The organism is Humibacillus xanthopallidus (assembly GCF_044793955.1).
GTDB classification, from domain to species: Bacteria; Actinomycetota; Actinomycetes; order Actinomycetales; family Dermatophilaceae; genus Humibacillus; species Humibacillus xanthopallidus_C.
Window position 1 is genome coordinate 775,899 of sequence record NZ_CP084995.1, and the last position, 13,752, is coordinate 789,650.

Below are 13,752 nucleotides of genomic sequence, written 5' to 3' on the forward strand. Positions count from 1 at the left end.
GGAGAACACATGACCGTCTACGCACCCCCCGGATCGCCGGACTCGCTCGTCTCGCTGCTCGACCGCTACGGCCACTTCATCGGCGGCAACTGGGTCGACCCGAAGAAGGGCCTCTGGTTCGAGAACATCTCGCCGGTCAACGGCAAGCCGTTCTGCGAGGTGGCCCGCGGCACCGAGGAGGACATCGAGGCCGCCCTCGACGCCGCCCATGCCGCCGCCCCCGCCTGGGGCAAGGCATCGCTCGGCGAGCGCTCGCTCATCCTCAACCGGATCGCCGACCGTCTCGAGGAGAACCTCGAGGCGCTCGCCGTCGCCGAGTCGTGGGAGAACGGCAAGGCCGTGCGCGAGACCCTCGCCGCAGACCTCCCGCTCGCTGTCGACCACTTCCGCTACTTCGCGGGCGTCCTTCGGGGACAGGAGGGTTCGAGCAGCGAGATCGACGAGAACACCGTCGCTTACCACTTCCACGAGCCGCTCGGTGTCGTCGGTCAGATCATCCCGTGGAACTTCCCGATCCTCATGGCCGTGTGGAAGCTCGCCCCGGCCCTCGCCGCCGGCAACTGCGTCGTGCTCAAGCCTGCAGAGCAGACCCCGTGGTCGATCCTCAAGGTCGTCGAGCTCATCGGCGACCTGCTGCCCCCGGGCGTGCTCAACGTCGTCAACGGCTTCGGCGTCGAGGCGGGCAAGCCGCTCGCGAGCAGCCCGCGCATCGCCAAGATCGCCTTCACCGGCGAGACGACGACCGGCCGGCTCATCATGCAGTACGCCTCGCAGAACATCATCCCCGTCACCCTCGAGCTCGGCGGCAAGAGCCCCAACGTCTTCTTCGAGGACGTCGCACAGGAGCGGGACGCCTTCTACGACAAGGCCCTCGAGGGCTTCACGATGTTTGCGCTCAACCAGGGCGAGGTCTGCACCTGCCCGTCGCGGGCTCTCGTTCAGAGCTCGATCTACGCCGACTTCGTGCCCGACGCCATCGCCCGCGTCGAGAAGATCGTGCAGGGCAACCCGCTCGACACCGACACGACGATGGGTGCCCAGGCGAGCAACGACCAGCTCGAGAAGATCCTCTCCTACATGGACATCGGCCGGCAGGAAGGCGCGAAGATCCTCACCGGCGGTGACCGCAACGTGCTCGACGGCGACCTCGCCGAGGGCTACTACGTCGCCCCGACGGTCTTCGAGGGCGACAACTCGATGCGGATCTTCCAGGAGGAGATCTTCGGACCCGTCGTCTCGCTCACGAGCTTCGACTCGGAGGCCGACGCCTTGTCGATCGCCAACGACACCCTCTACGGCCTCGGCGCCGGGGTGTGGACCCGTGACGGGTCACGCGCCTACCGGATGGGCCGTGGCATCAAGGCCGGTCGCGTCTGGACCAACTGCTACCACCAGTACCCGGCCCACGCCGCCTTCGGGGGCTACAAGCAGTCGGGCATCGGCCGCGAGAACCACAAGATGATGCTCGACCACTACCAGCAGACGAAGAACCTCCTCGTCTCCTACTCGCCCGATGCTCTCGGCTTCTTCTGACCGGGACGTGACATGACCCCTGACCCCGACGGTCACGAAGGGGCCCAGACGGGCCGACCCGGCGATGCTTCGGCTTCCCCCCACCGGGTCGACCTCACCGGTGAGGCGGCGGACCTGCTCCGCCGCCTCACCGGCCTGCACGGGCCGCTCATGTTCCATCAGTCCGGCGGCTGCTGCGACGGCAGCTCGCCCATGTGCTACCCCGACGGCGACTTCATCACGAGCGAGGCCGACGTGCACCTTGGCGACCTCGCGGTCGACGGACTCCCGGCGCCGGTGCCGTTCTGGATGTCGGTGTCGCAGTATGCGTACTGGCGGCACACCCACCTGACCGTCGACGTGGTGCCGGGGCGCGGCAGCGGCTTCTCCGTCGAGGCACCCGAGGGGGTGCGCTTCCTCATCCGCTCGCGGCTGCTCACCGATGACGAGCTGACGGCCTTCGGCATCACGTCGCCGCGCGTCTGACGGCGTCGCGCGGCTGCACCCTCCGGTATGCCGCGTGGCTGAGCCGCGCGCTCAGGTATGCCGTTTGGCTGAGGTCGGCGGTCAGGCCGGCGGGGCGACCGTCGTGTCCGCGCGGCCCGACCGGTCGAGGGCATCGCGCACGAACCCGCTGGCCTTGAGCTCCTCGACCGTGTCGTGCACGAACTGCACGGTGTCGGGGTGGTGCCCCTTCGTCGTGCCGACGGCCTGCCGGATCTGCATGAAGGCCTCGTCGACGAGGCGCAGCCCGGGCCGCGAGGCGACGAAGGCGGTGAGCGGCTGTCGGATGCCGGCGCCGACCTCGAGACCCTGCTCGGCGAAGACGTCGGCCCCCTCGGAGCCGCGCACGAGGCTCGCGTGCTCGAGCGAGCGGGTGAGGTAGAGGTCGTAGGCCGAGCCCTCCTTGACCCCGATGCGCACGCCCGGCCGGTCGACCTCGGCGACGGAGCGGATCGGTGAGTCCTCGGCTACCGCATAGACCCCCTCGATGAGCACGTAGGGAGCGGTGAAGTCGACCTCGGCCGCGCGCGCGGGCTCGATGGCCATGAAGCAGAGGTCCGCCGCCCCCGAGGTCAGCGCCTCGAAGGACTTCCGGGCGGCGTCGAAGCAGACGAACGACACCGGGATGCCGAGCCGGGCCGCGATCTCGCTCGCGATGTCGACGGTCACGCCGGACGGCGAGTCCGAGCTGCCTTGCGCCAGAACGGGATTGCCGAGATTGATCGACGCCCTCAGTGTCCCGGAAGGCGCGAGGTCACGGGCAACGGCAGTCAGGTCGGCGCTCATCGGGCCACTCTAGGCCGAGCCGCGACGGTGCGCGCGCGACGCTCCCCGCCGGACGGCATACGGGGTGGGGAAGCCCCCCCGGCCCGGCGGCACGGGGCCACCGGACCGGGGAGGTGCCTCACGGGTAGTCGACGACCGTGACCGGGGTCGACGCGTTGGCGATGGTGGACGGGCCGCCGACGCCGTTGACGACGTTGCGGATGCCTCCCTTGCCGTTGACCGGGTCGAGGAAGACCGTCAGCAGGTTGTGCAGCCGCACTCCCGGCGTCACGGGCACCTCGAACGCGTTGGCGGCGAAGATGTCGAGGCCCTGGTTGAAGAAGCTGTAGGAGCCCATGCCCGTGCCGGAGAAGTGCTCGACTCCGGGGGAGACGAGCAGGGCCGGGTAGCCCTCCTTGCCGGGTGCCGACATCCAGGCTGCCTGGCTCGGCGGGTCGTAGGGCTTCTCGTTCTGGAAGAAGGTCACCTCGCCGTGCTCGCCGTTCCAGATGACCTCGGTCTTCTGGTAGTGCTCGACGAAGAGGCCGGTCGCGGTGACGTGGTCGCCGTTGACGACGAGCCCGGTGTCGGCGGTGTTGTCGCTCCACCCCCCACCGTTGCCGTGGTCGGCGCGCCAGGCCCAGATGTCGTCGAGCAGGACGTGGTCGCTGTTGACCTCGAGGCTGACCGTGGCCTTGCCGAGGTAGGGCCCGCCGATGCGGAAGAAGACGTCCTGCAGGGCGGTGGGGTTGCCAGCGTCGCTCCAGCCGGCTCGGCTCGGACCCTGGCCTTGGGCGGCGCGCTGGGTGCCGACCTGGAGCAGCACGGGGGAGTTGACCGGGCCGGCATCGAAGGTGATGCCGGCGATGGCGACACCGGGCACGTCGGCGACGCTCATCGCGACCTGCCCGGCGGTGGGGGTGAGGCTGGCGAGGCCCAGGCCGAGCACGACGGTGTCGGCCCGCTTGATCCTGATCGTCTGGTCGAGGTGGTAGACACCCGGGGTGAGCAGCAGGTGGCGCCCGCGGGCGAGCTCGCGGTTGATCGCCTGCGCCGAGTCGGACGGCCGCGCCACGAAGACATCGGTGAGCGGGATAGACCGGCCCGGCGTGGGTCCGTCGGCCCACGACACGCCCCTCGTGTCGGTGGCTGCCGCGGGCACGAAGACGCGGTAGGCGCCGGACGAGTCGATGTAGAGATAAGGCTTCTCGCGACTCACCGAGGTGGTGTCGACGGTCGTGTAGGGGCCGCCGCAGGCCGCGCTGGCGGGGAAGCACCCGGCGGGGGCGCCCTCCGTGCCGGAGAAGACCTGGTTCCAGACGCCGTTGCTCCAGCCGTTGAGCTCGCTGTTGCGCGTGAGGAACTGCTGCTGCGAACCGCTGATCACGACCTGGTCGAAGCGCGAGTCGGCGATGAATCCGCCACTGGCGTAGGACGGTCCGGTGCAGTAGTCCATCAGCGTCGTCTGGCCCTTGACGTGCACGCGCCGGAGCGGCGCCGCCTGCGACACGGCCCAGAACTGGCCGCTGTAGCACCCGAAGTCGGGGGTCGTCACGTTGATCGTGAGGTTGGACATCGAGCGCCAGAAGTTGTTGAGCGCGATGCAGTGCCCGGTGGCGCTGCACTGGTTGCGGACGTAGATCGAGCCGTTGACGACGACGTCGCCCGGGCTCTGGCCGAGGCCCGAGACCTCGGTGTAGTAGCCGACCTGGAAGTTGAGCGGCTGCGCGGCCATGCCGTAGGTGCCGGGCTTGAAGAGGAGGGCGTAGCGCGCGCTGCCCATCTCGTTGGTCACCTGCTGCGCCGCGATCGCGTCGACCTTGGCCTGGATCTCGGCCTGTGGCATCGACGGGTCGAAGACGAGGACGTTCGGCCCGAGGTCGGGCGTCCTGCTCGGCGCAACGGCTGGCGCACCCGCCAGCGCGGCCGCGGGTGCGGCTGCCGGCGCGGCCGCGGGTGCGGCTGCCGGCGCGGCTGCGGGTGCGGCTGCTGCGGCATTCGCCGGTGGCGCTGCCGCACCCACCCCGGCGACGGCGACGGTGGGGACGGCCGCAAGAGCGGTCGCGAGGGCCATGAAGGCGAGTGGTCGCAGGGCTCGCATGCGCCGTTTGTCACGATCTCGTCGTTGAGTCATGAGCCGACCATTCTCCGTCGGAGACCGGTCGTCAAGAGATCGTGAGAGCGTTCTCACGGCTCGGTCGCGGTCCGGCATCAGCCGCGTCGCAGCAGTCGAGCCACCTCTCCGACGTGGGCGACGTAGTCCTCCGGATGCTCCTCGTCGGCGGTGGGCTGGAGGACCACGGTGTCGGCGCCCGCGTCGATCCAGGCCCCGAGACCGTCCGCGACCTCGGCCGGGTTGCCTGCGAGGCCCGTCAGAGCTCCGGGCTCCCAGTCCCACCGCGACTGCTCGATCTCGAGGCGTGCACCGGCGTCGGGGCCGAAGACGGCGGCAACGTACACCACGACACGGTGCTCCGGCAGGGACGCCTGGCTCGAGCTGCCGGGGCCAGGGGTCTCGATACGACGCGCGCGGCCCTCGGCGATCCGCTCCAGCGCCCTCTTCAGCTTCTCTGGCGAGGTGCCACCCGTGAGAACCGTCCCCGATGCGAGCTCCCCCGACTGCCTCAGGCTGCGCTCGCCCTCGGCCCCGATGAGCACGGGGCCGGGGTGCGGGCTGGGCCAGCCGAGCTCCACCTCCCTCAGACGCACGTAGCGTCCCTCCGCCGTGACCCGCTCGCCGGCGAGCAGCCGGGTCAGCGCGTCGTGGTACTCCGTCATGAGGGTCAGCGGTGACGCCACCCGGGCGCCGACCTGCTCCATCCACGGGGGCACGCCGTGCCCGACGGTCACCACGAGACGACCGGGGAAGAGCCGGTCCACGGTCGCGATCTCCATGGCTGCGAGGGCCACGTTGCGCAGCGGCACCGGGAGCAGGCCGATGCCGATCCTCAGCCGCGTCGTGGAGGCGAGGGCGGCCGCCGCCGAGGTCAGGCCTCCCTCGAGGAAGCAGTCCTCCCACAGCCACAGCTCATCGAGCCCGGCATCATCGGCGGCTCGGGCGGTCGAGAGGAGCTGCTCCGGCGGGGACTGGGGACGGAAGACAGCACCGATCCGGGTCGTCATGCCGGGGCCGGCTCCGGCTCGGCGGCCCCGACTGCCGCGCTCTCGTCACCTCCGCGGCGCACGGCGGCGAGGAGCATCTGGGCGATGTCGACGACCTCGACGGCGTCGGTGGCCTTGCCATCCTGGATCGCCGCGTTGAGCCCGTCCGAGAGCATGACCTTGCAGAAGGGGCACCCGATCGCGATGCGGTCGGCCCCGGTGGCGAGGGCCTCCTCCGTGCGGTTGGTGTTGATCCGCGTGCCGAGCTTCTCCTCCATCCACATGCGGGCACCACCGGCGCCGCAGCAGAAGGACTTCTCCTTGCTGCGCTCCATCTCGGCGTACTCCACACCGGGCAGGATCTGCAGCAGCTCGCGCGGGGGCGCGTAGACCTGGTTGTGCCGGCCGAGGTAGCAGGGGTCGTGGTAGGTCACCTTGGCGCCGGTCGAGGCCGCGCCGGTCATGGTGCCCGAGGCCACGGCCTCGTCGGGACGGGCCACGGGGACGAGCCGCTTCTCGCGAACGAGGCGGTTGAGCAGCTGCGTGTGGTGCAGCACCTCGTACTGCCCGCCGAGCTGGGGGTACTCGTTCTTGATGGTGTTGAAGCAGTGCGCGCAGGTGACGACGATCTTCGTCGCGCCGACCTCGTTGAGGGTCTCGACGTTCTGCTGCGCGAGCATCTGGAAGAGGAACTCGTTGCCCGCGCGGCGGGCGGAGTCGCCGGTGCAGGCCTCGCCATCACCGAGCACCGCGAAGCTGACGCCGGCGGTGTCGAGCAGCTCGGCCACGGCGCGTGTCGTCTTCTTGGCGCGGTCCTCGTAGGCGCCGGCGCAGCCGACCCAGAAGAGGTAGTCGACCTCGTCGAGCCCCTCGACGTCGACGCCGACCTGCTTGACCTCGAAGGGCAGGTCCTTGGCCCAGTCCATCCGCAGGCGCGGGGCGAGGCCCCAGGGGTTGGAGTTCTTCTCGAGGTTCTTGAAGAGGCCGTTGAGCTCGGCGGGGAAGGCCGACTCGATGAGGTTCTTGTAGCGGCGCATGTCGACGATCGCGTCGACGTGCTCGATGTCGACGGGGCACTGCTCGACGCACGCGCCGCAGGTCGTGCAGGACCACAGCACGTCCTCGTCGATGACCGCATCGGGGCCGTGCGGGTTGTAGGCCGACAGCGGGTTGCGGATGTCGTAGCCGGTCTCGCCCACGAGCTGCTCGGTGGCGACCGCGCCCTTGGTCGCGTCGTTGAAGCCGTCGGCGGCCTCGATGCCGCCGGCGCGCACCTCCTCGGAGGCGAGCAGCCACGGTGACTTGGCGTGTGCGTGGTCGCGCAGCGCCATGACGAGCAGCTTGGGCGAGAGCGGCTTGTCGGTGTTCCACGCCGGGCACTGGCTCTGGCAGCGACCGCACTCGGTGCAGGTCGTGAAGTCGAGCAGGCCCTTCCAGGTGAAGTCCTCGACCTTGCCGACGCCGAGCGCGGCGTCCTCGTCGAGGTCGTCGACGTTCTCGAAGTCGAGCACCTCGCCGCCCACGCGGATCGGCTGCAGCTCGCCGAGGCTCGTGCGACCGTCGGCGTGACGCTTGAAGAAGATGTTGAAGAAGGCGAGGAAGCGGTGCCAGGCGACACCCATCGTCGGCTGCAGGGCGATCGTGATCATCCACGCGAAGGAGATGAGGATCTTGATCGCCGCGATGATGATGATGAGGTTCTTGATCGTGTCGAGCGAGAGCCCGGTGAAGAAGTTGCCGATCCACCCGGTGAGCGGGAAGTGCAGCGCGGTGTCCATGCCGGTGCCGAGCTTGCGGGCCAGCGTCCACTCGAGGGCGCGGAGCAGGCCGATGCAGATCGTCACGCCGAGGATCGTGAACTCGACGTAGTAGGCCTGCCACCACGTCGAGCCGAAGAAGCGGCTGCGGCGCCCGTCCTCACCGGCAGCCGAGCGCGGGTGGTTCTTCTGCCGGATCGCGATGAGCAGGAGGATGCTGAGGAAGCCCGCGAAGGCGAAGAAGTCAGTGACCCACTCGTAGAGGAAGAAGTGGCCGATGACCGGCAGCGCGAACTCCGGGTCGAAGAGCTGGCCGAAGGCATTGAGCAGGGTGAAGAAGAGGACCCCGAAGCTGACCATCGTGAACCAGTGCGCCATCGCGACGACCGGCAGCCGTGACATGCGGGTGTGCCCGAGGAACTCGCGCAGCAGGGTGCGGGTGCGAGCGCCCTTGTCGTCACCCCGGTCCTCGGGCTGGCCGAGCCGGAAGGTCGCGAGGAAGTGGTTGACCGTCTTGACGAGCAGGGCCACGGCGACGGCGGTCACGCCGAGGCAGACGACGATGGCGACGATCTGGAGCGCACTCATGCCGGGGAGTCTACTGACCAGTTAGCAAGCGCTTAGTGATTGTGACGGCCGTCGCGACGTGACGATCCTCGCGCCGCGCGCCGCGCGCCGCGCGCTGGAGCGCAGGGCCCCAGGCCGAGGCCCGGATGCTGGGCCAGACTTGGCAGGGATAACGAGATGTTGGAATATGCATAAGGAGCACCCGGTTGTCACCGACAATCGAGTCACCAGACTGTTCGCACCACCAGGCCGAAAGGGCACCAGCCATGCCGATTTACGACGACGTCACCAAGCTGATCGGCAACACGCCGCTCGTGCGCCTCAACAAGATCACCGACGGCGCCGAGGCCACGATCGCGGCCAAGCTGGAGTTCTACAACCCGGCCAGCTCGGTCAAGGACCGCATCGGTGTCGCGATCGTCGACGCGGCTGAGGCGAGCGGTGACCTCAAGCCGGGCGGCACGATCGTCGAGGCGACGTCGGGCAACACCGGCATCGCCCTCGCCATGGTCGGCGCGGCCCGCGGCTACAAGGTCGTCCTCACGATGCCGGAGTCGATGAGCAAGGAGCGCCGTGCGCTGCTGCGCGCGTTCGGCGCCGAGCTCGTCCTCACCGACCCGTCGACCGGCATGAAGGGCGCGGTCGCCAAGGCCGACGAGATCGCCGCCGAGCGCGGCGGCGTGCTGGCCCGCCAGTTCGCCAACGCCGCAAACCCCGAGATCCACCGCAAGACCACGGCCGAGGAGATCTGGAAGGACACCGACGGCGAGGTCGACATCGTCGTCGCCGGCATCGGCACCGGCGGCACCATCACCGGCATCGGGCAGGTGCTCAAGGCCCGCAAGCCGAGCATCCAGATGATCGCCGTCGAGCCCGAGGAGAGCCCGATCCTCAACGGCGGCCAGCCCGGCCCGCACAAGATCCAGGGCATCGGCGCAAACTTCGTGCCCGAGATCCTCGACACCGAGATCTACGACGAGGTCATCGACGTCAACGCCGCCACCTCGGTCACCTGGGCCCGGCGCGCGGCGACCGAGGAGGGCCTGCTCGTCGGCCTCAGCTCCGGCGCCGCCATCGCCGCCGCCGTCCAGGTGGCCAAGCGCGAGGAGAACAAGGGCAAGACGATCGTCGTCATCATCCCCTCGTTCGGTGAGCGCTACCTCTCCACGATCCTCTTCGAGGGTCTCGTCGACTGAAGGTCGTCCCATGAGCTCCGCAGTCACCAGCCACCCGAGCGCGCCCCCGGCGCCGCCGGCGCACCCGTCCCTGTCCCTCGTCCGTGGTGACGCGGGTCAGGAGCCGTCGGCAGCCACTCCCGGGTCGGCGCCCGCCGACGCACCGCAGCGGTATGCCGGCCCGCTCGGTCTCGCGCGCAAGCTCGCCGACCGGCTCCTCGAGGACGTCGACGGCGCGATCGAGCGCGACCCGGCAGCGTCGTCACGCCTCGAGGTGGTGCTGACCTCACCCGGTCTGCACGCCATCTGGGCCCACCGCGGCCTGCACGAGCTGTGGAAGCGACCGGGCGGCCGGCTGCCGGCGCGCGTGCTCGCGACCGTGACGCGCTCGGTCACCGGCGTCGAGATCCACCCGGCAGCCCGGCTCGGTCGCCGCTTCTTCATCGACCACGGCATGGGCGTCGTCATCGGCGAGACCGCCGAGGTCGGCGACGACGTCATGCTCTATCACGGCGTCACTCTCGGCGGCCGGTCCATGGAGCACGTCAAGCGCCACCCGACGGTGGGCAACCGCGTGACGATCGGGGCCGGGGCCCGCGTGCTCGGCCCGGTTCTCGTCGGCGACGACGTCCAGATCGGCGCGAACTCCGTCGTCGTCAAGGACGTGCCGAGCGGCGCGGTGGCGACCGGCATACCGGCGGTGCTGCGCTTCCCGAAGCGCGACGCGGCCAACCAGTGGATGGACCCCGCGATCTTCATCTGAGCACCCCCACCCGCGAAGGGCCTCGACCACGGTCGAGGCCCTTCGCGCGTGCGGGAAGTGTGCCCGCGCACCACACGCAAGAGTCTAGGTCTCATATTTGATATCTTGAAAGCGTTAACGTCGCGAATCTGATTCTTGAGGTGGACATGGCTAGGGCAGAAAAGACGCGGACCCCGGTCGCCGTCACGCGTGCACTGGCGAGGCTCGGCGCCGACATCACGACGTGGCGCAAGCTACGTCACCTCACAGTGGAGCAGGTCGCCGACCGTGCTGGAGTCAGTCGCAGTACGGTCCTCCGCGTGGAGAACGGCCAGGGCGCTTCGATGGAGAACCTGCTGCGCGTCGCCCGCGCGCTCGGGGTGCTCGACCTGCTCACGAAGGCCATCGACCCGTTCAGCACCGACATCGGACGGCTGCGCGCTGACGAGGAGCTGCCGACCCGGGTGCGAAGGCGCAAGGCAACCCCATGAGCGGAGTCGAGGTCTGGGTCTCCCTCGATGGTCGCGACGTCCGAGCCGGCACCTTGTACTCGCATCGTCGACGCGGCGGCGACTCCGAGAGCGCGAGCTTCGCCTACGTCGAGGACTACATCGCCCACCGGGGTGCCTACGCCCTGGAGCCGGGCCTGCCGCTTGAGGGTGGTGCCCACCAGACGCCGACCGGTCACCCGATCTTCGGCGCCTTTGGCGATTGCGCCCCCGATCGATGGGGCCGCACCCTCGTCATGCGTCGTGAGGCTGCCCAGGCCCGCGCCGACGGTCGTGAGCCGATGAGTCTCGGCGAGATCGACTACCTGCTCGGTGTCCGTGATGACCTGCGTCAAGGCTCGCTCCGCTTCCGCCGCGATGACGGACCGTTCGAAGCCGTCGAGGATCCAGGCGTGCCGGCCCTCACCGACCTTCCCGTGCTGCTTGCACTGGCTGAACGCGCGGAGGCGGACACCGCGGACCTGTCAGACCTCCAGCGACTCATTCGAGTCGGCAGCTCCCTCGGCGGAGCGCGGCCGAAGGCCCATGTACGCGACGCCCAGGGCAACCTTGCGATCGCGAAGTTCCCCAGCAGTGCCCACGACACGTGGAACGTGATGGCGTGGGAGAAGGTCGCCCTCGACCTCGCCGAGCGCGCGGGTGTCATCGTCGCACCCAGCAGACTGTTGCGCCTCGCGGGTCGAAGTGTGCTGATCGTCGACCGCTTCGACCGGACACCTCCAGCCGACGGCGGTCCGGTCGGCCGGGTCGGATACGTGAGTGCAATGACGATGCTGCAGTCCGCAGACGGAGACCAAGGCTCCTACCTCGAGATCGCCGAAGCCATCGAGATGCGCTCGAGCCGTGCAACCGCAGACCTGCACCAGCTCTGGCGGCGCATTGTGTTCTCCATCCTCATCTCCAACACTGACGACCATCTGCGCAATCACGGCTTCCTCCATGAGCACGATGACGCGTGGCACCTGGCGCCCGCGTTCGACCTCAACCCGAACCCCGAGCCCGGGCCGAAGCACCTGAGCACGGCGATCGACCTGGGGGACGACACCGCCAGCCTTCAGCTCGCGCTGTCCGTGGCCAACTACTTCCGTCTCGGTGCCTCCGAGGCGGCCTCGACGCTGAAGCAGGTCCGATCGGCGGTGGGACGCTGGCCCGAGGTGGCAAGGCTCCATGGCCTGAGTGAGTCAGAGATCGATGCGATGGCCTGGGCATTCGACGCGCACGGCCGTCGGTGACGTGACGCGCAGGGTGTCAGGACGGCAGGTGTGGTCGAAGGCCGCCGCTGCTCCACGGTGGCCGCAGCAGACCGGGATGACGCCGATTCCGATTCGGGCGACGGACGAGGGTCGCACTAGACTTCGGCGCACTGGAGGGCTCGCATAGTGGCCGAGTGCGGCGGTCTTGAAAACCGCTATGGGTTCATAGCCCATCGTGGGTTCGAATCCCACGCCCTCCGCCAACTGCCCCGAGGCGCGGAGCGCCCACCCCGTGCCCGGGCATGAAAAAAGGGCCTCCGGACAGGTCCGGAGTCCCTTTCATCTCATCGGTCCACCGACCGAGGCTCGTCTCACCAGAGTCCGAGCATCTCCTCGTAGGTGGTGTTGGAGTTGTACTGTCCGACCCGCAGGTGCCGGGACGGACGATTCATCGCTGCGAAGAACGACGCGACATGTGACATCTGTATTCAGTTTCCTCATGACAAAGCCCCCATGACGAGTCGTCATTGGGGGCTCGGTGGTCGATCGTCGTTGCGGGACGATCAGAACCGGCAGACCACCCGCGGTCCGACCGGGAGCAGGGCCGGACCGGCGGGTGATGTCTGCTCGAGCAGCATAACAGTTCGGCAACCTTGTGCGCCAGACGGGTTGACCCCTAGGAGGACTCGTGAGATACGACAGTGTGAGTCGTCGCCCCGGTCTCGAGCCGACGCCCCCACCTGCCCCCCGGGCGGAGCCCGTCCTCGAGGCGCTCGCGCCTCTCGAGCTCCCCGCGCCGGCGGCGCTGGTGCTGCGAGGGCGGCAGTTCGATGCAGGCTCTCCTGCGGTCATGGCCATCGTCAACCGCACGCGTGACTCCTTCTTCAGCGGCAACCGGCACGGCGACCTCGAGGCGGCCAAAGCAGCGTTCGCCGACGCTGTCGAGTGCGGGGCCGACATCGTCGACGTCGGCGGGGTGCGCGCCGGCCAAGAGGGCGAGGCCGTCGATGCGGGCGAGGAGATCCGCCGGGTCGTGCCCCTGCTGCAGTGGGCCCGGGCCGCCCATCCGGAGGTCATCCTCAGCCTCGACACCTGGCGGTCCGAGGTCGCCCGCGAGGCGTCCGGCGTCGTCGATCTCGTCAACGACACGTGGGCCGGCCACGACCGCGAGCTCGTGCACGTGGCAGCCGAGGTCGGTGCCGGTTACGTCGTCTCACATACCGGCGGCCTCCCGCCGCGCACCGACCCCGTCGACGTCAGCTACGGGGAGGGCCCGCTCGACGTCGTGCGCGACGTGCTGGCGACGCTGTCGCGCGGTGCGCTGGTGGCCGAGCAGGCCGGCATACCCCCTGAGCGGGTGCTCATCGACCCCACCCTCGACTTCGGCAAGACGACAGAGCACTCGCTCGAGGTGCTGCGCCACACGGCTGACGTCGTTGCGCTGAACTACCCTGTGCTGCAAGCGATGTCGCGCAAGGACTTCATCGGAGAGACGCTCGACCTGCCTGCCGAGGAGCGGCTCGAGGGCTCGCTCGCGGCGACCTCCGTCGCGGCCTGGCTCGGGGCGACGGTCTTCCGCTCGCACGACGTCCGGGCCACCCGCAGGGTGCTCGACATGGTGGCGACGATCCGCGGCGACAGGGCCCCCAAACTCGCGCTGCGGGGGACCGCGCGACCACCCGAGACCGACCGCCCGGCCAACGCCATCTGAACAGCGAGAATGCCCTCGTTCCGACGGGCCGACTCGCCGGTAGTCTGCTACGTTCGACGCGGTTGCAGTCGTAGTTCCTCGCGGTCGAGCAGGTGCCCGTCATCACCGGTGACGGGTTTCTTTTTCGGTGTCGACGGGTTCGCCCGTTTCGAGTGGAGTCAAGGCGGCAGCTTGGGATGCGCGAAGTGCGTCATCTCACTCGCCAAAGAAGGAAG

11 protein-coding genes and 1 tRNA gene are annotated in these 13,752 nt (G+C 69.3%); 8 read left to right on the forward strand and 4 right to left on the reverse strand.

Annotated features, from left to right (window positions below):
- Positions 1-9 precede the first annotated feature (9 nt).
- Together LG278_RS03575 and LG278_RS03580 are read left to right on the forward strand one after the other, a co-directional pair.
- Positions 10-1,533, forward strand: a complete 1,524-nt coding sequence (locus LG278_RS03575) for an aldehyde dehydrogenase family protein (RefSeq protein ID WP_404391016.1) — start codon at positions 10-12, stop codon at positions 1,531-1,533.
- Between the two features lie 12 nt (positions 1,534-1,545).
- On the forward strand, positions 1,546-1,998 hold the full coding sequence (locus LG278_RS03580) for a DUF779 domain-containing protein (RefSeq protein WP_404391018.1): 453 nt from the start codon (positions 1,546-1,548) through the stop codon (positions 1,996-1,998).
- Positions 1,999-2,079: 81 nt separating this feature from the next.
- Here the strand turns inward: LG278_RS03580 and LG278_RS03585 are convergent, their stop codons facing one another.
- From LG278_RS03585 to LG278_RS03600, 4 genes are all read right to left on the reverse strand, one after another.
- Positions 2,080-2,802 (reverse strand): transporter substrate-binding domain-containing protein, encoded by a 723-nt coding sequence (locus LG278_RS03585; protein WP_404391020.1) that lies wholly within the window; start codon positions 2,800-2,802, stop codon positions 2,080-2,082.
- Positions 2,803-2,920: 118 nt separating this feature from the next.
- Positions 2,921-4,882 (reverse strand): adenylyl cyclase, encoded by a 1,962-nt coding sequence (locus tag LG278_RS03590; protein WP_404391022.1) that lies wholly within the window; start codon positions 4,880-4,882, stop codon positions 2,921-2,923.
- 110 nt (positions 4,883-4,992) lie between these two features.
- Complete coding sequence (locus LG278_RS03595) at positions 4,993-5,904, reverse strand: LLM class flavin-dependent oxidoreductase (RefSeq protein ID WP_404391024.1); 912 nt, start codon at positions 5,902-5,904, stop codon at positions 4,993-4,995.
- Complete coding sequence (locus LG278_RS03600) at positions 5,901-8,228, reverse strand: (Fe-S)-binding protein (protein WP_404391026.1); 2,328 nt, start codon at positions 8,226-8,228, stop codon at positions 5,901-5,903. The genes LG278_RS03595 and LG278_RS03600 overlap by 4 nt, the downstream gene beginning before the upstream one ends.
- A 245-nt stretch (positions 8,229-8,473) precedes the next feature.
- On the opposite strand from LG278_RS03600, the gene cysK reads away from it, so the two are divergent.
- The 6 genes from cysK (at position 8,474) to folP (ending at position 13,537) form a co-directional block, all read left to right on the forward strand.
- Positions 8,474-9,403, forward strand: coding sequence for a cysteine synthase A (cysK, locus tag LG278_RS03605; RefSeq protein ID WP_404391028.1), 930 nt, complete (start codon positions 8,474-8,476; stop codon positions 9,401-9,403).
- 10 nt (positions 9,404-9,413) lie between these two features.
- Complete coding sequence (gene cysE, locus LG278_RS03610; RefSeq protein WP_404391030.1) at positions 9,414-10,145, forward strand: serine O-acetyltransferase; 732 nt, start codon at positions 9,414-9,416, stop codon at positions 10,143-10,145.
- A 146-nt stretch (positions 10,146-10,291) separates the two neighbouring features.
- Positions 10,292-10,615: a helix-turn-helix domain-containing protein gene (locus LG278_RS03615; protein ID WP_404391032.1), complete on the forward strand. Its 324-nt coding sequence runs from the start codon at positions 10,292-10,294 to the stop codon at positions 10,613-10,615.
- 299 nt (positions 10,616-10,914) lie between these two features.
- Complete coding sequence (locus tag LG278_RS03620) at positions 10,915-11,865, forward strand: type II toxin-antitoxin system HipA family toxin (RefSeq protein WP_404391034.1); 951 nt, start codon at positions 10,915-10,917, stop codon at positions 11,863-11,865.
- Positions 11,866-11,998: 133 nt separating this feature from the next.
- Positions 11,999-12,089: transfer RNA gene (locus LG278_RS03625), tRNA-Ser, on the forward strand.
- A 542-nt stretch (positions 12,090-12,631) separates the two neighbouring features.
- Positions 12,632-13,537, forward strand: a complete 906-nt coding sequence (gene folP, locus LG278_RS03630) for a dihydropteroate synthase (protein ID WP_404393522.1) — start codon at positions 12,632-12,634, stop codon at positions 13,535-13,537.
- Positions 13,538-13,752 lie beyond the last annotated feature (215 nt).

Bases quoted from the DNA above. Each gene is read 5' to 3' on its own strand.
- LG278_RS03575 (WP_404391016.1), top strand. From the start codon at position 10: ATGACCGTCTACGCACCCCCCGGATCGCCGGACTCGCTCGTCTCGCTG.
- LG278_RS03580 (WP_404391018.1), top strand. From the start codon at position 1,546: ATGACCCCTGACCCCGACGGTCACGAAGGGGCCCAGACGGGCCGACCC.
- LG278_RS03585 (WP_404391020.1), bottom strand. From the start codon at position 2,802: ATGAGCGCCGACCTGACTGCCGTTGCCCGTGACCTCGCGCCTTCCGGG.
- LG278_RS03590 (WP_404391022.1), bottom strand. From the start codon at position 4,882: ATGCGAGCCCTGCGACCACTCGCCTTCATGGCCCTCGCGACCGCTCTT.
- LG278_RS03595 (WP_404391024.1), bottom strand. From the start codon at position 5,904: ATGACGACCCGGATCGGTGCTGTCTTCCGTCCCCAGTCCCCGCCGGAG.
- LG278_RS03600 (WP_404391026.1), bottom strand. From the start codon at position 8,228: ATGAGTGCGCTCCAGATCGTCGCCATCGTCGTCTGCCTCGGCGTGACC.
- cysK (WP_404391028.1), top strand. From the start codon at position 8,474: ATGCCGATTTACGACGACGTCACCAAGCTGATCGGCAACACGCCGCTC.
- cysE (WP_404391030.1), top strand. From the start codon at position 9,414: ATGAGCTCCGCAGTCACCAGCCACCCGAGCGCGCCCCCGGCGCCGCCG.
- LG278_RS03615 (WP_404391032.1), top strand. From the start codon at position 10,292: ATGGCTAGGGCAGAAAAGACGCGGACCCCGGTCGCCGTCACGCGTGCA.
- LG278_RS03620 (WP_404391034.1), top strand. From the start codon at position 10,915: ATGAGTCTCGGCGAGATCGACTACCTGCTCGGTGTCCGTGATGACCTG.